At 48.0% G+C, this 22,271-nt stretch carries 22 protein-coding genes; 19 read left to right on the top strand and 3 right to left on the bottom strand.

Annotation, left to right across the window (positions count from 1 at the left end; all coding sequences use genetic code 11):
• Positions 1-61: 61 nt before the first annotated feature.
• Genes pfkB through dmpG form a run of 3 tightly spaced genes read left to right on the top strand, consistent with a single transcriptional unit; the run spans position 62 to position 2,911 of the window.
• Positions 62-1,006: a 1-phosphofructokinase gene (gene pfkB, locus ABIN22_RS07190; protein WP_346907614.1), complete on the top strand. Its 945-nt coding sequence runs from the start codon at positions 62-64 to the stop codon at positions 1,004-1,006.
• 14 nt (positions 1,007-1,020) lie between these two features.
• Entirely contained in the window at positions 1,021-1,905 is an 885-nt protein-coding gene (locus ABIN22_RS07195) for an acetaldehyde dehydrogenase (acetylating) (protein WP_346907616.1), read from the top strand.
• Positions 1,895-2,911 (top strand): 4-hydroxy-2-oxovalerate aldolase, encoded by a 1,017-nt coding sequence (gene dmpG / locus ABIN22_RS07200; protein ID WP_118620698.1) that lies wholly within the window; start codon positions 1,895-1,897, stop codon positions 2,909-2,911. Before ABIN22_RS07195 ends, dmpG begins: the two co-directional genes overlap by 11 nt.
• Here the strand turns inward: dmpG and ABIN22_RS07205 are convergent.
• Positions 2,908-3,762 (bottom strand): helix-turn-helix domain-containing protein, encoded by an 855-nt coding sequence (locus ABIN22_RS07205; RefSeq protein WP_346907618.1) that lies wholly within the window; start codon positions 3,760-3,762, stop codon positions 2,908-2,910. The two genes, dmpG and ABIN22_RS07205, sit on opposite strands and share 4 nt — an antisense overlap.
• Before the next feature lie 244 nt (positions 3,763-4,006).
• Here ABIN22_RS07205 and ABIN22_RS07210 point away from each other — a divergent pair, with 244 nt between their 5' ends.
• The 15 genes from ABIN22_RS07210 to ABIN22_RS07280 are packed head-to-tail and all read left to right on the top strand — an operon-like array spanning position 4,007 to position 19,565.
• Positions 4,007-5,332, top strand: a complete 1,326-nt coding sequence (locus ABIN22_RS07210) for an ABC transporter substrate-binding protein (RefSeq protein ID WP_118620696.1) — start codon at positions 4,007-4,009, stop codon at positions 5,330-5,332.
• A gap of 25 nt (positions 5,333-5,357) precedes the next feature.
• Positions 5,358-7,145, top strand: a complete 1,788-nt coding sequence (locus tag ABIN22_RS07215; protein ID WP_118620695.1) for an MATE family efflux transporter — start codon at positions 5,358-5,360, stop codon at positions 7,143-7,145.
• Entirely contained in the window at positions 7,129-7,854 is a 726-nt protein-coding gene (locus ABIN22_RS07220; protein WP_118620694.1) for a polysaccharide deacetylase family protein, read from the top strand. Before ABIN22_RS07215 ends, ABIN22_RS07220 begins: the two co-directional genes overlap by 17 nt.
• 42 nt (positions 7,855-7,896) lie before the next feature.
• Positions 7,897-8,310, top strand: a complete 414-nt coding sequence (locus ABIN22_RS07225) for a hypothetical protein (protein ID WP_118620693.1) — start codon at positions 7,897-7,899, stop codon at positions 8,308-8,310.
• Positions 8,297-9,019, top strand: a complete 723-nt coding sequence (locus ABIN22_RS07230; protein ID WP_346907621.1) for a polysaccharide deacetylase family protein — start codon at positions 8,297-8,299, stop codon at positions 9,017-9,019. The genes ABIN22_RS07225 and ABIN22_RS07230 overlap by 14 nt, the downstream gene beginning before the upstream one ends.
• Positions 9,020-9,030: 11 nt before the next feature.
• Positions 9,031-10,710 (top strand): dihydroxy-acid dehydratase, encoded by a 1,680-nt coding sequence (gene ilvD / locus ABIN22_RS07235; protein WP_346907623.1) that lies wholly within the window; start codon positions 9,031-9,033, stop codon positions 10,708-10,710.
• A gap of 29 nt (positions 10,711-10,739) precedes the next feature.
• Entirely contained in the window at positions 10,740-11,531 is a 792-nt protein-coding gene (locus ABIN22_RS07240) for an SDR family NAD(P)-dependent oxidoreductase (RefSeq protein WP_109731967.1), read from the top strand.
• Between the two features lie 29 nt (positions 11,532-11,560).
• Positions 11,561-12,520: a hypothetical protein gene (locus ABIN22_RS07245; protein WP_346907625.1), complete on the top strand. Its 960-nt coding sequence runs from the start codon at positions 11,561-11,563 to the stop codon at positions 12,518-12,520.
• Positions 12,520-13,893 (top strand): family 4 glycosyl hydrolase, encoded by a 1,374-nt coding sequence (locus ABIN22_RS07250; protein ID WP_346907627.1) that lies wholly within the window; start codon positions 12,520-12,522, stop codon positions 13,891-13,893. The genes ABIN22_RS07245 and ABIN22_RS07250 overlap by 1 nt, the downstream gene beginning before the upstream one ends.
• A 46-nt stretch (positions 13,894-13,939) precedes the next feature.
• Positions 13,940-14,890 (top strand): phosphoglycerate dehydrogenase, encoded by a 951-nt coding sequence (locus tag ABIN22_RS07255; protein WP_346907629.1) that lies wholly within the window; start codon positions 13,940-13,942, stop codon positions 14,888-14,890.
• 52 nt (positions 14,891-14,942) lie between these two features.
• Entirely contained in the window at positions 14,943-16,121 is a 1,179-nt protein-coding gene (locus tag ABIN22_RS07260; RefSeq protein ID WP_346907631.1) for an SIS domain-containing protein, read from the top strand.
• A 60-nt stretch (positions 16,122-16,181) separates the two neighbouring features.
• Positions 16,182-16,913 carry a GntR family transcriptional regulator gene (locus tag ABIN22_RS07265; protein ID WP_346907633.1) on the top strand — a complete coding sequence of 244 codons (732 nt, stop codon included), beginning with the start codon at positions 16,182-16,184 and terminating at the stop codon, positions 16,911-16,913.
• Positions 16,914-16,947: 34 nt separating this feature from the next.
• A complete protein-coding gene (locus ABIN22_RS07270) occupies positions 16,948-17,874 on the top strand; it encodes a carbohydrate ABC transporter permease (RefSeq protein WP_346907635.1) in 927 nt (308 codons plus the stop codon).
• Positions 17,875-17,877: 3 nt separating this feature from the next.
• Positions 17,878-18,708 carry a carbohydrate ABC transporter permease gene (locus tag ABIN22_RS07275; RefSeq protein ID WP_346907637.1) on the top strand — a complete coding sequence of 277 codons (831 nt, stop codon included), beginning with the start codon at positions 17,878-17,880 and terminating at the stop codon, positions 18,706-18,708.
• Between the two features lie 11 nt (positions 18,709-18,719).
• Positions 18,720-19,565 (top strand): class II fructose-bisphosphate aldolase, encoded by an 846-nt coding sequence (locus ABIN22_RS07280; protein ID WP_346907639.1) that lies wholly within the window; start codon positions 18,720-18,722, stop codon positions 19,563-19,565.
• Positions 19,566-19,624: 59 nt separating this feature from the next.
• On the opposite strand, the gene ABIN22_RS07285 is transcribed toward ABIN22_RS07280, so the two are convergent.
• On the bottom strand, positions 19,625-19,957 hold the full coding sequence (locus tag ABIN22_RS07285) for a nuclear transport factor 2 family protein (protein ID WP_346907641.1): 333 nt from the start codon (positions 19,955-19,957) through the stop codon (positions 19,625-19,627).
• 11 nt (positions 19,958-19,968) lie between these two features.
• A complete protein-coding gene (locus tag ABIN22_RS07290; RefSeq protein WP_346907643.1) occupies positions 19,969-20,757 on the bottom strand; it encodes an SDR family oxidoreductase in 789 nt (262 codons plus the stop codon).
• Positions 20,758-20,863: 106 nt separating this feature from the next.
• Here ABIN22_RS07290 and pdxR point away from each other — a divergent pair, with 106 nt between their 5' ends.
• Positions 20,864-22,267: a MocR-like pyridoxine biosynthesis transcription factor PdxR gene (pdxR, locus tag ABIN22_RS07295; RefSeq protein ID WP_346907645.1), complete on the top strand. Its 1,404-nt coding sequence runs from the start codon at positions 20,864-20,866 to the stop codon at positions 22,265-22,267.
• Positions 22,268-22,271 lie beyond the last annotated feature (4 nt).

Here is a 22,271-nt window from a genome sequence, read left to right on the forward strand (position 1 = left end):
TATAAGCAAAAACAAGAACGGTGTTCGGCAATAACGAACAATGAAAAGAAAGGAGAACTTTATGATACTCACAGTTACACTGAATACCTCAATTGACAAGCGGTATCTGGTGGAAAAAATGAATGCCGGCCAGGTAAACCGGGTCAGCAGCTGCCGGTACAGTGCAGGCGGAAAAGGGCTGAATGTTTCAAGGGCAGCGGTTATTGCAGGAGAAAGCGTAATTGCCACGGGATTTGCAGGAGGGCATAATGGGGCCCTTCTCGAGGAACTGGCAGAAAAAGATGGCATCCGTACGGAATTTGTCCATGTAGGGGGAGAGACGCGAAGCTGCATTAACATCATGGATGCAGAAACCGGTATCCAGACAGAATTTTTAGAAGCCGGGGAAGCTGTCCCACAGGAAAAGATTGCAGAGTTAGAGCAGCGGTACAGGGATCTTCTCGCCCAGGCAGAAGTGGTTACTATATCGGGAAGCACACCTAAAGGCATGGATGACGAGATTTATGTCAGACTGATACAGGCAGCACGGGACTGTGGTATCCCGGTCCTGCTGGATACAAGCGGCAAACTGCTTCAAAAAAGCATCTGTGCAAGGCCAGCCCTGATTAAGCCAAATCAGGATGAGATCAGACAGCTTACAGGAAAGGGGGAATTATCGGAAGAAGAATTAAAAGAAACAGCGCTTTACCTGAGAAGGAAAGGAATTACCTATGTGGTTGTCTCACTCGGGAAAAAAGGCTCGCTTATGGCAGCGCCATCCGGGATCTATAAGGCGGCAGTTCCTAAAGTTGAAGTTAAAAATACGGTAGGGTGCGGTGATTCCATGCTTGCAGGATTTGCCATTGGAATAAAGAACCGTTTCGAAGATGAAAAGCTCCTGCGGTATGCCAGTGCCATAGCGGCGGCAAATGCCATGCAGGAGAAGACCGGCTTTTTTGAAAAAAAGGATTTTGAAGAAATTTATGAAAAAATTCAGATTACGTCCATCAGGAACGTAGCCAGATAAGGAAAGGGAAAGACATGGAGAAAGTAAAAGTTGCGATTATCGGACCGGGGAATATCGGTTCCGACTTAATGTACAAAGTTATGAGAAGCAGGAATCTGGAGATGTCCTGCATGGTAGGAATCGTTGAATCTGAGGGAATCAAAAGGGCAAAGCGGCTCGGATTTGAGACTACGACCAAGGGGATAGAGACAATCTTAGACAGAGATGACATTAAGATTGTGTTTGATGCGACGGGTGCTAAGGCACATAAAATGCACGCGCCGCTGCTTAAGGCGGCGGGCAAGGTTGCCATCGATATGACCCCGGCGGCGGTGGGACCATATGTTGTGCCATGTGTGAATCTGGAAAGCCTGTCAGATGAGATGAATCTTAACATGGTAACCTGCGGGGGGCAGGCGACAGTCCCGATTGCATATGCAATCAACCGTGTGGCAGACAGCGAATACACAGAGATCATATCCTGTATTTCCTCCAAAAGCGCAGGTCCCGGTACCCGTGCCAATATCGATGAATTTACAGAAACGACGGCAAAGGCACTGGAAACAGTCGGAGGAGCAGACAAAGGCAAGGCAATTATTATCCTGAATCCGGCAGAACCGCCGCTCATGATGACAAACACAATCCATTCGATTGTAAAGAACCCGGATGAAAAGGCAATTACCGGGTCCGTAAACAAGATGGTGAAGGAAATACAAAAATACGTGCCGGGATATAAGCTCAGGACCCCTCCGATCATGGACGGGAACAGAGTGACTGTCATTGTAGAGGTAGAAGGTGCGGGAGACTTCCTTCCGAAATATTCAGGAAATCTGGATATCATCAATTCAGCCGCCATTGAGGCAGCAGAAAAAATAGCAGAAGAAAGGTTTTTACAAGGAGGAAACAGGCATGAAAAGTAGAATACATTTCATTGACACGACGATGCGTGACGGAAGCCATGCGATGAGCCACAGCTTTACGAAAGAACAGGTGAGCCTGATTGCGCAGGGGCTGGATGATGCAGGTGCAGATATCATCGAAGTGAGTCACGGGGACGGAATCGCAGGCTCCTCGATCAATTACGGGTTTTCTAAAACAAGGGACATTGAACTGATTGAAGCCGCATCCAAGGTGGTAAAACGGGCAAAACTGGGCGCGCTCCTGATCCCCGGAATCGGGACGATATCAGATTTGCAGGAGGCTTATGATCATGGTGTGCGTGCGGTCAGGATTGCAACCCATGTCACAGAGGCAGACGTTTCCCTGCAGCATATAAAAGCGGCAAAGGACAGAGGCATGTTTACGGCCGGCTTCCTGATGATGGTACATATGGCAGAGCCGGAGAAGATTCTGGAACAGGCGAGGATATTCGAGGATGCAGGAGTCGACTATGTCAATCTGGCAGACTCGGCCGGACACCTCCTGCCGGATGATGTGCGCCGGCGGGTCAGCCTGCTGTCAGAAAAGCTCAGTATCCCGGTTGGGTTCCATGCGCATAATAACTTAGGGCTTGCCGTTGCGAATTCGCTTGCGGCGGCAGAAGAGGGGGCGTCATATATTGACGGCACCTTAAGAGGGCTCGGCGCAGGAGCCGGCAACTGTCAGATTGAAGTGCTGTCCGCAGTGCTGGAGCGTATGGAATGTGCGACCGGGATTGATCTGGATAAGATTCTTAAGGTGGCGGAAGAAGCCGTGGAACCCATTATGCCCAGGGCGCAGGTCATCGACACTGCATCCCTTATGCTGGGATACGCAGGGGTATATTCCAGCTTCCTGCTCCATGCCAGACGTGCTGCAGAAAAGTTTGATTTGAATATAAAAGATATTCTGGTTGAATTAGGAAGGCGCGGCATGGTAGGCGGTCAGGAAGATATGATTGTGGATGTGGCGTACCAGCTTTCCCGTTCACAACATAAGGCCGATTAAAGAGCCCGGTGCCGGTATGCCTTGCGGTAAGCTGAAGGAGACATACCGGTATATTCTTTAAAAATCCGGTTAAAGTGCGGAATCTGGTTGAAACCGCAGGAAATGGCAATATCTATAATCAGTTCATCCGTATCTTCCAACAGTTGTTTCGCATTGTCAATCCGGACCTGGTTGATGAAGGCAGACAGGCACATTCCAGTGTCTGCCTTGAAAATACGGCTTAAATAACTGGGATTCGCATATACATAAGCCGCCAGATATGAAAGTGGCAGCGGATCGGCGTAATTTTGCCGGATGAGGTGCTTGACTTGTGCGATCATGACTTCACGGGTGGAAAAACTTTTCGTGAACAGCTGACTCTCGGGTTTCAGCACAAAGCCTGTCTGGGCAAAGTACAGTATGAGGGCAAGGAAGGTATGCCGGTAAATCATAGGGGATACTGGGAGCGTGTCCTGTAAAATCTGGCTGCACAGTTTGAGCAGCGCCCGTATGGCGTCATAATTCTTGCGTGGGAGAGAGAAATGCTGAAAGGTTATCCGCCCGCTGAAAAACTGTTTCAGGAGCTGCTGGCCCTTATCCGCGGCCCCTGAAGTATCTACATCATCCATAGAAAACGAAAAAAGCGTAAACCGGCATGGCTTGCCCTCCCCATAAGACAAGGTGATATCTTCCGCATCATACAGCAGGAAGCAGTCCCGGTGCTGGAAATCCGAAATCAGGTTTTGGTGCAGGTAACTGCCGCTTCCCTGTTCAGCCAGCGCGATGCACCATGTGGAGGGTAAGGCCTTCAGCTTATAGGTATCGGTAAATTCAATGGTCCCGAAGGGATTGTTTTCTTTTGTAGTAATCATAGTATTCTCCTATCAGTCAGATTATAACTTCACAGTCCGTTTCTAAACTCCGGCGCATCTGTTTTGCTTTTAAACAGATGCGTTAAAATTATGATTAATAATACAAAGAAAAATATAAAATTATGCAACATTAACTATAGAAAGTAAAAATAAGTGAAAAACTGGTAAATATATATTAAGAATAAAACATAACATAATGCTAGTATGAAAATATGAAAAAGAAAGATCCATAGGAGGACGAAAGATGAAAAAAAGAGTGATTGCATTACTATTGGCAGCAGCGATGACAACCTCATTACTGGCAGGATGCGGAGGCAGTAAGGACTGGGAGGACGGTGACGGGAAGATCGACGGTGACCTGACCTTCTGGACACAGGACACGGAAGCATGGAAGTCTTATTTTGGACCGGCAATTGAGGCCTTCCAGAAAGAATATCCGGATGTAAATATTCAGGTGGAATATTTCCCGGAGTTCTCCGACAAGCTTAACCAGGCGTTTTCAGCGGGTGAGCAGGCCGACGTCATGCAGACCTGGCAGAGCATTACAGACTGGGCAAAGGCAGGCGTCATTGATGAGATCCCGGATGATGTCATGACAAAAGAGTATATGGAGGAGAACTATTACGAGAGTGCACTGATCAATAAGCAGGTTGAAGGTAAGTACTACTGTATCCCGTCAGAGATCAATGCAGAGTCCCCAAGCTTATACGTCAATATGGACATCTTAAAGGAAGAGGGTGTGGAGCTTCCGCAGAGCTGGATAGACAACAACGGACCGTCAAGCTTTGACGAACTGCTGGAAATAGCAGAGAAGCTGACCCAGAAGGATGAGAACGGACAGGTGGTCCGCTCAGGACTGGCATATGTGTATGCACAGTGGGAAGCAAATTTCCTTTCTTTAATCATGCAGTATGGCGGAGATTATAAGGATGAGGCAAATAATAAAGTGAAGTTCCAGACTCCGGAGGCGAAGAAGGCAGCGGAGACACTGCTCAAATATACACAGGGACCGGATGCAGTCAGCGATGAAGGGACTCCGCGTTATGAATCATTTGTCCAGGGGACTGCGGCAATGTGTGTAGGTGCACCGTGGTATTCAGGCAGTTTTGCAATAGACATACCGGATGTCAACTGGCAGGTATTCAATATGCCGGCATGGGTAGAAGGAGCGGACCCTGTCAGCATCGGTACCGGCGGATGGGGATATATCGTATCCGATAAGTGTGAAAATAAAGAAGCGGCATGGGAATTTGTAAAATTCATGACCACGGCAGAACAGACAGGGGACTGGGCTTATAAGACAGGCTGCCTTCCGGCCAGGGTTGATTCTTTGACAGACCTTCAGTATGACCCAAATGTAGGTTCAGTTGATAAGGCAATTACAATTGCACAGGATGTTCTTCCATATGCAGTCGAAGAAGGTGCATACATGGGCACACCTTCCACACTGACTTATACAATCGTAAGAGAAAAGTTAAGACAGCTGCTGGTTGACGGAGATATTGATGCTGCATTGAAGGGAATGGAAGAAGAAGGCAACGCAATGATAGAAGAAAACCTGAACAGGTAAAAGGAGAAAGACACATCGGTGATTTATGAAGAAAAAGATAGATTTGTTACAGGGAAATGTAAGTGAAACATTTTTACAGTATCTGATTCCAAGTGTATCGGCTACCATGATGATATCCTTCAACTACTTTATCGATACCTTGTGTATCGGTCAGAAGCTGGGAGAGCAGGGCCTTGCGGCCCTGAATCTCTCCTGGCCGGTGACGACAGTCCTGTATTCCGTCGGACTGCTTCTCGGAACCGGGGGAGGAGCCATGTTTTCCGCATATGTGGCAAATGGAAAGAAGGAAAAAGCAAAAAGTGTTTTTACAGAAGCCGCAGTCACGCTGCTGCTCATTGCGGCAGCCATAACGATTCTGGGAATGGTGTTTTTAAAACCTATCGTCACAGTGCTTGGAGGCGCGGGAGAGCTAAGGCAGGGCGTAACGGATTATGTAAAATGGGTACTGATCTTTTCCGTCTCTTACATGGGGGAATGTTTCTTTACCAGTTTTCTGCGCAATGACAATGCACCTAAGCTGGCAATGGCAGGGACATTATTATCCTGCTCCCTGAATATCATTTTAGATATTGTATTTATCTATGTACTGGACGGTGGTATGGCAGGGGCTTCTCTTGCTACTTCACTTGCTGTTACATCGACTGTAGTCTTAGGGATCTTCTCAACCTTCCGAAAGAAGTCCAATCTGAAAGTCAGTTTTACAGATGCCAGCGTGCGGGATGTCCTCTGTATCATGAAGGTAGGCATGTCCACCTTCCTGACAGAAATCGACGGAGGTATTGTAACATTCGTTTACAACACCGTGCTGATCAGGATTGCAGGAAGTGCCGCAACAACAGTGATCGCTGTCTATGGGATCGTGGTGAATATCAACACGATTGTACTGGCGGCGATCAACGGTATTTCGAATGCAATGCAGCCGCTTGTGAGTGCAAACAGCGGTGCGGGGAAGTTCTCACGGGCAAAACGATTCACACATCTTGCAGTAAAGTGGGCATTTGGAATGTCCGTTGTGTTTGTGGCAGTGATTGAATGGCAGGCAGAAGTTTTTGTAAAGATTTTCCTGGAGCCGGATGCGGCATTTCTTGTACAGGCGGCAGGAGCCATAAGAATCGTAGCAGTTTCTTACCTGTTGGCGGCTGTTAACATGATACTGATATCTTACTTCCAATCCATACAGGCTTCAAAAGAAGCAATCTATTTTTCGTTTATGCGTACACTTTTCCTTCCGGTTATCTTTGTAATCGGGGGAGCCTTCTACCTGAACGTGAAGGGAGTATGGATGGCCTCCCTTTTCATAGAAGGGACGACGGTGGTGGTCATGCTTTTTGCATACCGCCGTTATCAGAAAAAACGTATGGAAGAGAATCTGGGACAGCTCAATTTCTATGAATTTACTGAAGAAGTGGATGGAATAGAAGAGCTGATTGAACAGCTCGGGGCCGACAATCTGGAGAATTACCGCAGGGTGCTTGCATACTGCGGAAGCAGAAACCGTGATGAGGAAGGGATTCCCATGATTATCGGACTGGATGACCTGACAGCGCCGGATCAGGAGGCATTTGAAGTATCTGCGCAGGAGGACGAACTGAGTTTTTATCAGGCAGTCGGCGCACTGCTGTTCACAGACCTTCTTGACCAGCAGATGGTAAAAGAGGGAGGAACCGGAAGAGGGGCGATCATTCCGGCTATGGAAGCAGCGGCAGAACGGTTTTTCCAGTACAAAAAGCCGGCAGGCGCAGAAACGGGCGGCAGTATCTCATATACCGAAGCACTAGGAAGAATGGAGAGGGAGCATGAGCAGCAATTTTGATATACATACTTTTGCAAAGACGGTTGCAAAGGATAAACGGACCTTTGAAATGTTCCGTTATCTGGTAAATAACGCATATATCCGGGTCGTAAATTACCACAACACGAATGAACGGGATGCGAAAAGGCTGGAGCATGAGATTCAATACTTCAGCGAACATTTTGTACCGGTAAAGTTAAGTGACCTGGATACCTTTTTTGAAACAAGAAAATGGCCGTATGATAAGCCGGGACTGATTCCCGCCATATTTGAGGGATACCGCAGCCATTACGATATTATGAAGCCCATTCTGGATAAATACCATTTCACAGGATGGTTCTACATCCCCGGATTTTTCCCGGATGTAGCCAGGGAAGACCAGCTTGGATTTTGTAAAAACCACCACCTGAGGACAACCGGGCAGTATATGTATGAGGATGGGAGAATCGCTTTAAGCTGGGAAGAAATCAGAGAATTATCGAAAAACCATGAGATCTGCTGTCACACCGGCAGCCATTTTGAGATAACGAAGAAAACTTCAGATGAGGATATGCACAGGGAGATCGTGGAGGCAAAGCGCCGTATGGAAAGCAAGATACAGAAACCGGTGGATGTCTTCTGCTGGCTGGCAGGCGAGGAGTATAACTACAATATCCGGGCGCATAAGCATCTGGAGGAAGCCGGATATAAATATGTACTCAGCAATTTGAAAATCGAAAAAATCAGGTAATCGGGTGCCTGGATATATATACCATATTGAAGGAGGACGCGGATGAAAAACATTCAGGACATGTTTAAGGAGATTGAAAGACAGGGGATGGAACCCTATAAGGCCCTTATGAAATACTGTGACAGCCGGGTGACAGCGGATGAGGGGATTCCGGCTGTGATTGGTTTGGATGACCTGACTGCATCGTGGAACACCACTTATAAAGGAGCACGGCAGGATGAAGAGTTCCGCTTTCTGATGGCGGCAGGCGCGATGGTTTTTGCCAGCCTGTACGAGCAGAAGAGTGCGGAAGAACTGGGGGAATATCCGGGAATTGCGCCGGCCATGAGCGCGATGGCGGAGATGTTCTTCCATGCCGGCGAAGACGGCAGGATAGTCCCTTACCGGGAAGTGGTGAAGCAATTTGTAGTGAATCAGGATGGGCAGGAGGGAGGAAAACCAGATGGAGAACTTTAAAATGGAAGAATTTCTGCAGACAATCTCAAAAGATAAGAGATGCCTTGAAATGTTCCGCTATCTGATAAACAGCTCTTACATACGTGTTGTCAATTACCACAACACCAATCCCGTCAACGCTGAGAGGTTTGAGGCAGAGATTAAGTATTACAGCGAACATTTCGTACCGGTAACTTTAAAAGATCTGGACCGGTTTTTCGAAACAAGAAAATGGCCGTACGAAAAGCCAGGATTGATTCCGGCAATCTTTGAAGGTTTCCGCAATCACTACGATGTGATGCTGCCGATTCTGGACAAATATCATTTTACCGGGTGGTTCTATTTCCCAAGCTTCTTTATGGATATCCCGCTGGAAGAACAGCTGCCTTTCAGCGAGGCGCATGAGCTGAATATTACGGATGAGAGTCTGTATCCGGATAAAAGAATTGCGATGAACTGGGATGAGGTCAGGGAGATCGCCTCCCGGCATGAGGTTTGCTGCCATACCGGGAACCATTTCCAGATTACGAAAGAAACGCCGGATGAGGATATGTACAGGGAGATCGTAATTGCCAAGCGGCATTTAGAAGAAAAGACCGGCCGGGAGGTTGAAGTGTTCTGCTGGCTGTACGGCGAGGAATACAACTACAACAAAAAAGCCCATAAATATCTGAAAGAGGCGGGATACAAGTATGTAGTGAGCAACCTGAAGATGGAGAAGATCAGGTAGGAGGAAGAAACGTGAGAAGAAGTGAATCAATCTTAAAACGTCCGGATTTCAGCTTTAACAGGGGCGTATACAAATCAATGGGATTTTCTGATAAGGATCTGGAAAAACCGATTATCGGAATTGCTAATACATGGAGCGAGCTTGTACCGGGAAGTTATAACCTGAGGGCAGTTGCAGACAGTGTAAAACGGGGAATCTACGCCGCAGGAGGTACTCCGGTTGAATTTGGGGTTATCGGGGCGTGTGACGGCACAGCCCAGGGGAACGAAGGGATGCGTTTTATCCTCCCTTCCCGTGACCTGATTGCTAATGATGTGGAAGTGATGGTACAGGCGCACCAGCTGGATGGAATTGTACTGCTTGGCTCCTGTGATAAGATCGTTCCGGGACTCCTCATGGCAGCTGCAAGACTGAAACTTCCGGCAATCCTGCTTCCGGGCGGGCCGATGCAGGGGGGCCCCGTTTTTGACGAAAGGGCATCCGATCTCACAACGCTTTCCGAGGGCTGCGGGATGGTCAGGGCCGGGAAACTTGAGGAAGAAGAACTGTACCGCATGGAAAATACATGTGGACCGGGCTGCGGGTCCTGTTCCTTCTACGGGACGGCTAATACTATGTGTGCTCTCTCAGAGGGACTAGGAATCACACTCCCGTATGGGGCACTGATACCGGCGGTTTATGCGGACCGGACCAGAATTGCATTCGAGACAGGGGAGAAAATTGTAGACCTTGTGCTTCAGGACATTACGGCGGACCAGATCATCAATGAAAAGTCTCTGGAAAATGCAATCCGGTTATTAAATGCAACGGGCGGTTCCACCAACGGAGTGCTCCATCTCCTTGCTGTAGCAAGAGAGGCAGGCATCGATAGTAAGGTGATGACGGAGAAGTTCAAAGAGATCGGCATGACAACACCGCTGGTCGCAAAAGTCAACCCGTCATCTAAATATAATATGGAAGATTTCCACAATTCAGGCGGTATCCCACAGGTTATGAAGGAGCTGGAACCTCTTTTAAATCTGGATGTCATGACAGTGACAGGGAAAACAGTCGGGGATAACCTGAAAAACCACAGGGAAGGCAGGGTGAACAGGGAGATTATCAGGACACTTGAGGAACCGTTCAGTAAGTTCGGCGGAATTGCGATCCTGGAAGGAAACCTGTCACCAGAGGGCTGCATCACAAAACCCTCCGCTATCAAACCGCAGATGCATGTATTTACGGGTACGGCAAGAGTCTTTGACAGTGAAGAGACTGCAGAGGAAGCGATTCTGGGAGGGGAAATCCAGCCGGGCAATGTAGTCGTTATACGCTACGAGGGTCCCAAAGGCGGGCCGGGAATGCGTGAGATGTATAAGGCAATGAAGTACCTTTATGGCATGGGGCTTGCAGAATCCACGGCACTGATCACAGACGGAAGATTTTCCGGTACGAATAACGGATGCTTTGTCGGGCATATATCACCGGAGGCGGCAGAAGGCGGACCCATCGCCTTTATACAGGACGGCGATGAAATTACGGTAGATATCCCCGCCCAGCGTATTACACTTCACGTCACGGATGAGACACTTAAGGAGCGGAAGGCAGGGTTTATCCCGCCGAAGCCGAAATATACATCGGGATATCTGGGATTGTATTCAAAGCTGGCGGCTTCAGCGAGCCGCGGAGCCGTCGTGGAACTGACAGATTAATATCCACGGGGCATAGAAAGGAGTAAGGCATGTCATTTGACTATAGAGGAAAAACAGTTGGTGTAACAGGGGCCGCAAGTGTAAAGGGAATAGGATTTGCCATTGCAAAGAAGTTTCTGGAAAGCGGTGCCAATGTATTTATCTGTGATTTAAAAGAAGACGCTTTGCAGGAAGCAGAACGGGAACTGAAACAGTACGGCAATGTAAAGTCTTATGTGATGGATGTATCCAGAGAGGAATCCGTGAAGGAAGGGTTCAGGCTTGCATTGGAAGATTTCGGCTATATTGATATTTTCGTAAGTAATGCGGGAATCTATCCGCAGGCATTCGTCTGTGATATGGAGGCAGGCCAGTGGGATACGGTGATGAATGTCAATCTGAAATCCGTATTCCTATGTGCAAGAGAATGCAGCAGGTGCATGAAGGAAAAGGGCGGCGTTCTGATCAATGCGGCATCCTATGCGGCACTGCTGGGGTCAGCAGGAAGCGGTGCATATGCGGCAAGCAAGGCAGCAGTTTACAGCCTGACGAAATCATTGGCGGCAGAACTGGCACCGGCCGGAATCAGAGTAAACGGGTTTATTCCCGGCGTCATTGAGACTGGAATGACGAGAGGTGTGATTGACAGCAAAAAAGATGAACTGGAGGGTGCAATCGCCCTTCATAAATTAGGAAAGCCGGAGGATGTGGCGAATGCAGTATCATTCCTGGCATCGGAAGAGGCTTCCTACCTGACAGGGACATTCATCGAAATCAGCGGGGGCAAACTCTGTGTGCAGAACCCGGATTTTGCATGGAAACAGACGGACCTGGCTAAATAATACAGCGCGTATACGGAGGGCTTAAAACATTGGAAAGACTTCATATTGATATCAATGCATTGGAATCGATGCACCGCTTTGGGGATATCCTTGCGGATGCCATTGAAAGCATCAAAAGCGACAAGGCTGAATTTCAGGTAATCCGGGATGCAAAAGACTGTATCGGGCGGCACTGGTACGGACTGAGGTGCAGGGTTACATGCAGACGTTCGGGAATTGGATTCTACCTGCATATCGGGCTGATCTATTTCCCGTCTACCCGGCCGGGTCTGATGATAGAGCTGGATGAGCAGAATAACCGTCACAGCTATGGCAGTGTATTGGAAAACATAACCGAACGCCCGGAATTCGAAATCAACCGGGCGGAACCGGAGTATTTTAAACTGTTTATGCCTGACAGTGTTTTCGCAGATATGTCCGGCAGGCCAAGAGGGGAACAGGCAGTGATTCTTCGAAGGTTTGTAGCAGGCGGTGCAGAAGCAATCGTAGATGCCGCATACGAAAAGGGGTTCCGGCTTGATTACCGGAATATGGCAGATTCACTGAATCTGGTGAATGCTTTTGATCAGGCACTGAATGAAGTGGAAAGCCACATCAGCAGTGTGAGAGTAAATTATGCAGATAAAGATAACTTCGGACAGTATGCAGAAGGGTTCCGGTACTATCTGGAAAATGACAAAGGATTATCGCTCTATGCCTATTTTGGAGCCATATACAGTTATAAGAAGCAGCCGGCCGGTATCTTTGCGGAGATTGACAAGTTCAGCAACCAGAAAGAATTCGACAGGGTGTATCACAACATGGAGGCATCCCCGGTGTATGAGCTGGGAGTCGGGGAACCGGGCTTCATAAAGCTCTTTATGAAGGCAGAAATGGCAGAAGCGGTCAACCGGGCGGAATATAAAGAGCAGATGGAACTTTTGAAGAATTTTTTAAAGACATGTAACGAGGCGTTTGTAACAGCATGGGAAAGAGGAGGTAACAAATAATGGCCAAGAGAAAGAAAATTGTACTGATAGGTGCGGGAAGCGCCGTATTTACAAAGGGGCTGATCGCAGATTTTATCCAGTCTGAATTCGGGGAATGGGAGATTGCCCTCTGCGATATTAACCCGCAGATACTGGAATCCATAACGAGGCTTGCGAAGAAGATGGTGGAGCAGAAAAAGTCCGATATTATCATCAGTTCATCCACAGACAGGACAGACCTGTTGCCGGGAGCCGATTTTGTCGTGACGACGATCGCGGTCGGAGGCAGGCGTGCATGGGAACAGGATGTTAAGATTCCGAGAAAATATAACATTTACCAGCCGGTAGGCGATTCCATTATGCCGGGGGGAATCTCCAGGGCACAGAGGATGATTCCTGTGATGGTTGAGATTGCAAAAGACATTGAGCGGCTCTGCCCGGATGCATATTTCTTCAACTACTCCAACCCGATGACCGCTATCGTGACTGCGGTAAGAAGGGCAACAAATGTGAAGATAATCGGGCTTTGCCACGGTGTTATCTACGGGGAAAAATATCTGGCGAAAATGCTCGGTGTGGATGTAAAGAGGCTGACTACAATCGGTGCAGGCTTAAACCATCTGACATGGCTGTACGATATCCGTGTGGACGGGAAAGACGTGCATCAGGAACTGTTGGATGTCGTGGAGAGGCAGAAGGAAGAACACGAAAAGAACCCACATGTGCGCAATTTCTTCAATCCACTTCTGGAAGACAAGGAAATACCGAACCATATGGACAATCCGCTTTCATGGGAATTCTTCGAACGCTACGGGGCGATTCCGGCAGTTGTGGACCGCCATGCGGTTGAATTCTTCCCGGAGCGTTTCCCGGAAGGAAAATACTATGGTGCAACTCTCGGCATCGATGCATTTCCTATTGACGATGTGATTGCAAGAGGCGAGGGAATCTATAAAGCAATGCTGGAGCAGGGAGAGACGGAAGGTGAAGTAGAAGCCGAATTGTTCCAGCGTGCCGATGGGGAACACGAACAGCTTGCGGAAATCATTAAATCCTTACTGCTGGATGAACGGAAGGTATTCTCCGTGAATATTCCAAATGAGGGCGCCGTTGCCGGTATTCCTGACGATGCCGTACTGGAGATTCCGGGTGTTGCCACTGCAAGGGGATTCTCCTCCATGCATGTGAACGGATTCGAGGGACCAGTCAAGGATATTATCATCAAGCGGCTTGCATCCGTGGACCTTACAGTGGAAGCAGCATTAACGGGGGACAGGCAGCTCTGGGCCGACGCTATGATGCTCGACGGTGCTGTGACCGATTATGAGACAGCAGAAAATCTGGTCAATGACTTTATAAAAGAACATAAAGACTATCTGCCGCAGTACAAATAGATTTAAAACGCCTGATATCAAGCAGAAAATTTAAGAGGGACACCTTATGAACAAAAAAGTATTGATTATCTCCTTTTCCTTCGAACAGGAGGAAGAAGCATTTCGCGTGCTGGAAGATGCAGGACTGGAACCGGTCCTGCTGGCGGAAAAAGACAGGATCGGGTATACACAGGAAGACCTTCTGGACTACTGGGATACCCTAGAGGAAAAACCGGACGGGATTCTGATGGGGGCGGATATTCCATTAGGGAAAGAATTCGCTGAGAAGGCAGAAGGGCTGGAAGCAATCTCACTGAACTGTGCGGGTGCAGACCACCTCGATCTTCCGGCATTTGAAAAGAAAGGTATCAGAATCTGCAATGTACCGAGACAGAACTTCAATGCGGTGGCAGATCTGGTCTGGGGACTGATTCTGGCAGTTATGCGCCGGATTCCTGAGGCCGACAGGAATATCCGCAGAGGGAAATGGTGTGACGGGGTTGCAAGAGGGTATGCCGTATCCGGGAAAACCCTCGGAATCATCAGCTTCGGGGCAATCGGACAGGCAGTGGCAAAGAGGGCGGCGGGATTTGACATGAGGGTGCTTGTAAACAGCACAAGCCAGAATCCTGAGTCAGCCGAAAAATATGGCGCGGTTTATGTGGACAGGGATACCCTGTTTCAGGAGGCCGACATTCTTGTTCCGGCAAGCCCGCTGACACCGGAGACATACCATATTATTAACGCGGATGCGATCGGCAGGATGAAGAAAGACGCTGTCATTGTGAACGCGGCAAGGGGCGGGATCATTGACACGCAGGCACTGTACGAAGCGTTGAAAAACCGGCGCATTGCAGGAGCGGCACTGGATGTTTTCGAAGAAGAGCCGCTGTATGAGAGTGCATTCTTTCAACTTGACAATGTGGTGCTGACACCCCATATAGGAGGGCTGGCAGACAGGGAAATCCATAACGTAGCCATGCAGGCGGCCTGTCACATGGCAGAATTGTTAAAGTAACGGTCAGTTACCATGAAACAACAGAAACAAAAATGACTGGGAGAAAATAAAAATGAAGAATGAATTGTTTGGAAAACCACTCACTTATTATGAAGAGAACCACTGTATCCATACCGTCACTGAGATTGTACAGCAGCCGGAAGCATGGCGCCGGCTGGCAGATACACTGATGCAGAGAAAAGACGAAATCTCAGCGTTTATGGATCAGGTCATGTCCGTTCCAAATTTACGGATCGTGACAACGGGCGCAGGATCATCCGCATTTGTAGGAGAGACATTTTTATACATGTTAGCGGGAGAGATGGGAATCCGTACAGAGAACGTACATACAACGGATATCATCAGCGCACCGGATGAGACGCTGTTTGACACCCCGACACTCCTGATTTCCTATGCACGGTCAGGTGAAAGCCCGGAGAGTATTGCCGCCATACGTTTTGCACAGAAACGGGTAAAAAATCTGTACAATATCGTGATCGTATGCGATAAAAACAGCAGCCTTGCCAGATGCGGGTATGAGACAAAACAGTCCCTGGTCCTTGACCTGCCAAAGGAAACCTGTGATAAGGGTTTTGCAATGACAAGCTCTGTAAGCTGTATGAGCATTGCGACATGGTGTCTGTTCCATTATAAAGAGATGGAAACATATACGGGATATGTAACTGTTCTGGCAGAGGCGGTGGAGGCGCAGATTGACAGACTGGCTGACAAGGCGGGCGCGATTGCAGAAAATGACTACCGCAGACTGATCTGGCTGGGAACAGGTGCGCTGAAGGGACTGGCCAGGGAAGCATCCATCAAGTCTATGGAGCTCTCAGACGGCTATGTACATGCAGGATATGATGCACCGACCGGTTTCCGCCACGGGCCAAAAACGGTTATTAATGAAGAGACCCTTACGATACATTTCATATCAAACAAAGAGTACAGCAGAAAGTATGATGTAGATCTGGCAAACGAGATCATCAGGGAGAAACAGAAGAATCTGGTGGTTATTATAAAACCGGATTTTGTTAAAGAAGAGATTAAAGGGGAAGACTACGAAGTGGTCTATCAGATTCCAAAAGAACTTCCGGAAGATTCCGAGATGGGGGCATATATATTCTCACTTGTATTCACCCAGCTGCTTTCGATGAAAAAATCACTGGACAAGGGATATACGACCGACAATCCGTGTCCAAAGGGCGATGTCAACAGGGTCGTACAGGGAATCACGATATATGAGATATAAAAACTGGTTCCCGTGTTTCCGAAAGGGATATACAAAATAATTAAAAAAGGATGATAAATTATGGCAGGCGGGAACGTAATCAGAAAAGACATACCTGTTGCACTTTACTACCAGCTGAAAGAAGAAATCAGAAGAAAAATACTGGCAAACGAATGGGCGGAGGGAAGCAGGATTCCCTCTGAGGCGGAAATTGCAAAAATGTTTGACGTAAGCAATATTACCGTGCGTAAAGCGATAGATGAACTGCAGAATGAGAAATATCTCGTGAAAAAGAGAGGCAGGGGAACATTTGTATTAAACCGCTCTATCGGACAGAAACTGCATAAGTTCTATTCTTTCAGTGAAGAGCTGACAACAATGGGTATCAAAGAAACTGCAAAATTAATTGTGTTTCAGGAGATTATTCCGGAGGCCTTTATCAGAGAACCACTTCAGATAGGGGCAGAAGAAAAAGTATTCTGGATTAAGCGGATACGATATATGGATAATAAGGTATACGCCATTGAGCATTCATACATCCCGGTAAAATTCGTACCTGAGCTGACCGGGGAATTAGTAGATAAAAACGGGCTGTATAAGACCCTGCGTATGTTCCACGTATTTCCGGAGCGGGCAATTGAAACCTTCTCAGCGGTAAACATTTCCAGGGAAGATGCAAGAGACATGAATGTGATGGTAAATGATGCGGCGATTAACCTGAGCCGTGTGACATACAGCGGCGCGGACATCATTGAATACTGCCAGAGTATCGTGAACGGAGAAGTATTCCACTATACGGTTGAATTAAAATAGAACGGAATAGATGCTATAAGCAAGGAGGACTTTTATGGGAAAGTTAATAGGCACGAAACGGAACCGGGGACGGAGCATATTCCTGTTTTGTGTGTTGGTACCCACCTTTATTTGGTTTTTGATATTTTTCATAATCCCCTTTTTTTCTGTGATTATGTATAGTTTTACAAACGCACATATGGCCTATCCCACCTATAAATTCGTGGGATTTGACCAGTACATAAAGGCATTCACAAAGGACCCTACATTTCTTATTTCGCTGAAAAACACGGTCGTAACGGCTTTGGTTATTGTGCCTTCGACGGTCATTCTGGCGATCCTGCTGGCAGCGGGCTTAAATGCGTTGGGAAATAGGCTCAGGCAGATTTTTACATTTATTTATTTCCTGCCGTCTGTCATTTCTGCGGTTGCAATCAGTCTTGTATGGAACTGGCTGTACAATAAAAACTACGGCTTGTTTAATGCGATTCTGGATGCACTGGGAATGAAGACGCAGCCATTCCTGACATCGGCCAGCCAGGCGCTTATCTGTCTGTGTATTGTACAGATCTGGTCTATTTTCGGCTATTATGCGGTCATCCTGCTGGCAGCGATAAGGGGCATTGACAAGAGCTACTATGAGGCGGCGGAGGTTGACGGGGCAGGCCCTTTGGCCAAGTTTTTCAGGATTACGCTCCCGCTGATTAAGAATAACATTTTATTTGTATGCGTTATGACAACAACGGTCGCATTCATGTTCTTTGCACCGGTCCAGATACTGACGAAGGGGACCCCGGGAACGAGTACGATGGTAATGCTGCTGCACATTATGAATAAAGGTATCAAGAACAGCGACATCGGTTATGCATCTGCCATGTCCATAATTCTGATGCTGATTATCCTGTTCTTCAGTATGATCCAGTGGATCATTACAAGAGAACGGAAAGAGAAAGCAAAGCATTATAAGGGACAGGGGGTATAGGCGATGAAAAAGAAGAAACATTCTATCGGATTTTATATTGGTGTTGTAATTATGACTGCCGGAGCTGTCTTTATGATTCTCCCATTATACTGGATGCTGATTTCAGCATTCAAGGGACAGTCTGAATTACTGCAGATGCCTCCGACGATGTATCCGCACAAATGGGTAATGACGAATTACCAGAGGGTACTGGACAGCATACCGTTTATCCGCTATTATCTCAACAGTCTTGGGACGAGTATCTTAAATACAGTGGTTGGTGTGCTGACCAGCGGGCTGATCGGGTATACGTTTGCGAAATACCGGTTCAAGGGAAGAAACTTCGTATTTATGTGTATTCTGGCATTCATGATGGTGCCTTACGATACGCTGATGATTCCACTGTATAAACTGATGGCGGGAATGAAACTGACAAACAGTTATTTCGTGCTGACCGTACCTTACTTTGTGAATATTTTTGGAATCTTCCTGATGCGGCAGTTCTTCCTCGATCTGCCGGATGCCTATCTGGAGGCAGCAGAGATGGACGGCTGCGGGCATTTCAAACGGTTTTTCAGGATTGCGCTTCCAATGGCAAAGTCTATGATGTCGGCACTGTTTATCTACCTGTTTATGGCGAGTTACAATTCTTACCTGTGGCCGTTGATTTCTGTCAGCAAACGTGATTTGTTCACACTGACGGTAGGTATCGGTTCCTTCTATAGTGACAGGGGGACACAGACAGACCTGATCATGGCGACATCCGTCATGATGATTGTACCGATTGTTATTGTCTTCAGCCTGGCACAGAAGAACTTTGTAGAAGGTTTAACTGTCGGCGGCGTGAAAGGGTAGGAGGAAAAAACATGCCATTAATTACAACGAAAGAAATGCTGTTAAAGGCCCAGAGGGAGCATTATGCTGTCGGGGCATTTAATGTGGAAAACATGGAAATGGTACAGGCGGTTATCGCGGCTGCCAAAGCACTGGATGCGCCTGTCATCATGCAGACCACCCCATCTACACTGAGGTATGCCTCACCGGAATATTTTTATGCGAATGCTGCCTGTGCGGCAGAAGAAGCAGGAGTGTGTGCAGCGCTTCATTTAGACCACGGCTCCGATTACGCCCTGGCGGTCAGGACGGTTCATGCAGGATATACATCGGTTATGATAGACGGCTCGCAGAAGCCCTTTGAGGAGAATGTCAAGATAACGGCCGAAGTAGTCAGGATGTGCAGCAGTGTGGGAATACCTGTTGAGGCGGAGCTGGGAAAAGTAGGAGGGAAAGAAGACGATCTGGACGGAGGCAGCGGCGATGCCTATACAGATCCCATGCAGGCAGAAGCGTTCACAGAGAGAACCGGGATCTCTTCCCTTGCGGTTGCCATCGGGACCGCGCATGGTTTCTATAAAGGGGAGCCAAAGCTGGATTTTGGACGGCTTCAGGAGATTCGGGAGAAAGTATCTGTCCCACTGGTACTCCACGGTGCATCCGGTGTGCCTGATGAGGCAGTAAGAGAGAGTATTAGGCTTGGAATCTGCAAAGTCAATTTCGCTACAGAGCTGCGCGTGGTTTTCACGGATGGGATAAAAGAAGTGTTGGAAAAGCATCCCGGTACGATTGACCCGAAAAAGCTGGGAGCTGCGGGCAGAGAGAAGGTCACTGCCCTTGTCATGGAGAAAATGAAGGTATGCGGGTGGGATAAATAAACATAGAAGTGGAGGTTTCCAAAATCACGGAAACCTCCACTTCTGCCAATCCCCTTATCTTATTTCGGCCTTACCGATAGTTTCTGTATCAAACCTTCTTCGTTTGTATACCGTATTGTTGCAATCGCCATTACCATATACCCGGAGTAGTTCGCCACAAACTTCGCGTGTCTTTCATCAATAATCTCTGCCTCAGAGATACAGAATTTCCCGAATGTAAATTTATTTCTGAAAAACATATTGATCGCTTCTTTTCCGTAAACATGGTACTCCGGCTGGGAGGTCCCATTCGGGCAGTGGTCGACGAGGGTCCCGTCACAGTCAAACAGCTCGGCAAGTCCTTCATAGTCTCTGTTTTCCATAGTCTCGATATATTTCTGAATGATATTCATAGCGGCTCCTCCTAATAAACTTTCTCAGAATTCAGTAATGCATCGGTCCCGCCGTCCACGAACAGGATGTTTCCATTGATGCCGGCGGCATATTTGGATGTGAGGAACACGATGGCCCCGGCGATCTCTTCGGCCTCCATAAGTGCTTCCTGTCCGAAGCGTGCAGGAATTGGAAGCGCATTGAGTGCATCGCGGGCGCCTCCCTGGAGGGCGGCAGTCATAGGTGTCTGTACGTTTCCGGGAGCGACTGCGTTGACACGCACACCACGGGCTGCCCAGGAGGAAGAAATCCTGCGGACCCAGCGGGCGAGTGCATACTTGGTTGCTACATAGATACTGTTGCCGACGGTTAAATCTTTCTGGTCCCATTTGCTGATGAGATTGAGAATCATCTGCTCATTGCCTGAATTATTCAGCAGGTCCACAAGGTCCATCCGGCCGGCGCCCTGCGAGATGGTATTGGAAGAGGTCACTACACAACAGCCCTTTTTCTTGCGGAGCAGACCGGACACGCCCTTTGCAATTTCAATGGTTCCAAAATAATTCAGGGAAACGATGAGCTGCAGATTCCCGACAGCCCCGGATACGCCGGCATTGCAAATCATACCGTCCAGCCCTTCCGGACATTTCTGATGGAGTTCTTCAATAGCTTCCCTGCGTCCCTCGGGCGAAGCCAGATTCGCGGATATGTCGCCGCCTTTCAGGTCAATATTAATGACCTCGTGTCCGGCTTCTTTCAGAAGTTTTACCGTCTGGCCCCCGATTCCGCCGGAACCTCCCGTAATTGCATATATTCCCATAGTGTTGTTCCTCCTTTACAGTTCTGATAATACTCATTATAATAGAAATTGACATGATTAAAATGATCAGTTTGCTAATAAAAAATAAGATCAGTTGGAGGCTCAGATGGTAACCTGCGAGATTGAAAAACGGGGAAAGATGCCGATCTATGAATATTTGTACCATTGTATCAGGGAAGATATACTGAAGGGGGAACTGAAGGCAGAGGAGAAGCTGCCGTCTAAACGCATGCTGGCATCCCGGCTCGGGATCAGTGTCGTGACTGTTGAAAATGCCTATGCACAGCTGATGCTGGAGGGGTATATCTACTCTGTAGAGTGCAGCGGATATTATGTCAGCAGGCTGAAAGCACAGGGCATACAGGAACAAGCAGCACCAGTCCGATTATATAGGGAAGATACGGACAGTCCTTATTACGCAGACCTGCGGTGTAACCGTATAGGCATGCAGCATTTTCCATTTTCTATCTGGGCTAAACTAATGAGAGAAGTCATCACGGCAAGGGACGAGAAACTTTTAAAAGCAGTTCCGTGCAGAGGGGTGCTGGAGCTGCGGCAGGCCATCGCGGAAAACCTGCGCAGGTTCAGGGGGATGCATGTATCTCCGTCCCAGATCATCATAGGGGCGGGGACGGAATTTTTATACCAGCAGCTTTTCCAGATATTAGGTGCGGGAAGGTGCTACGGGCTGGAGGAAATCGGCTACTCTTATACATATGAATTGTTTGAGAGAAATCAGGTGAACTGGAGGCAGGTCGGCATGGATGAAAAGGGAATATCGGTCAGTTCCCTGAAGGAAAGCGGCTGTGATGTCCTGCATGCCACCCCGGAGCACCATTTTCCGACCGGTATCGTTACACCCGTGGGGCGCAGGCAGGAGGTGCTGAACTGGGCCGCGGAAACGGGCGGCTACATCATAGAAGATAACTTTGACAGTGAGTTCCGCTATGTAAACAAGCAGAGCCCGGCCCTGTATGCAATGGACAAATCCGGCCGTGTGATCTACCTCAATACATTTTCAAAGAGCATCGTGCCGTCCATCCGCATCAGTTACATGGTGCTTCCCGAAAATCTGATGATAAAATACGTTGAGAAGATGTGCTATTCTTCCTGTACCGTGTCCTGCTTTGAACAGCATACGCTGGCCCGCTTTATTTCAGAAGAATATTTCGGGCGCCATCTGAACCGGATGCGCAGCTTTTACAGGAAACTTAAGACGAGGCTGATTCAGGAAATTGAAAATTCCTCTTTGAAAGATATCGCAAAAATTCAGGAGGCAGAGGCAGGAACCTATTTCCTCTTAATACTGGATACCGTCCTGACAGATGAGGAACTGGTAGCAAGGGCAAGGCAGCAGGGGATAGACCTGGCCTGTTTTTCCGAGTACTGCAGGAATCCGCAGAAAACCCGGGAACACATTCTGATCATTAACTATTCCGGAATCCGTATGGAGGCGATCAGTGAAACAATCCGCCGGCTTGAGCGGGCCGTCAGACCGGCGGTGATTTGAAATT

This window comes from Faecalicatena orotica (assembly GCF_905197545.1).
GTDB classification, from domain to species: domain Bacteria; phylum Bacillota; class Clostridia; order Lachnospirales; family Lachnospiraceae; genus Faecalicatena_A; species Faecalicatena_A orotica.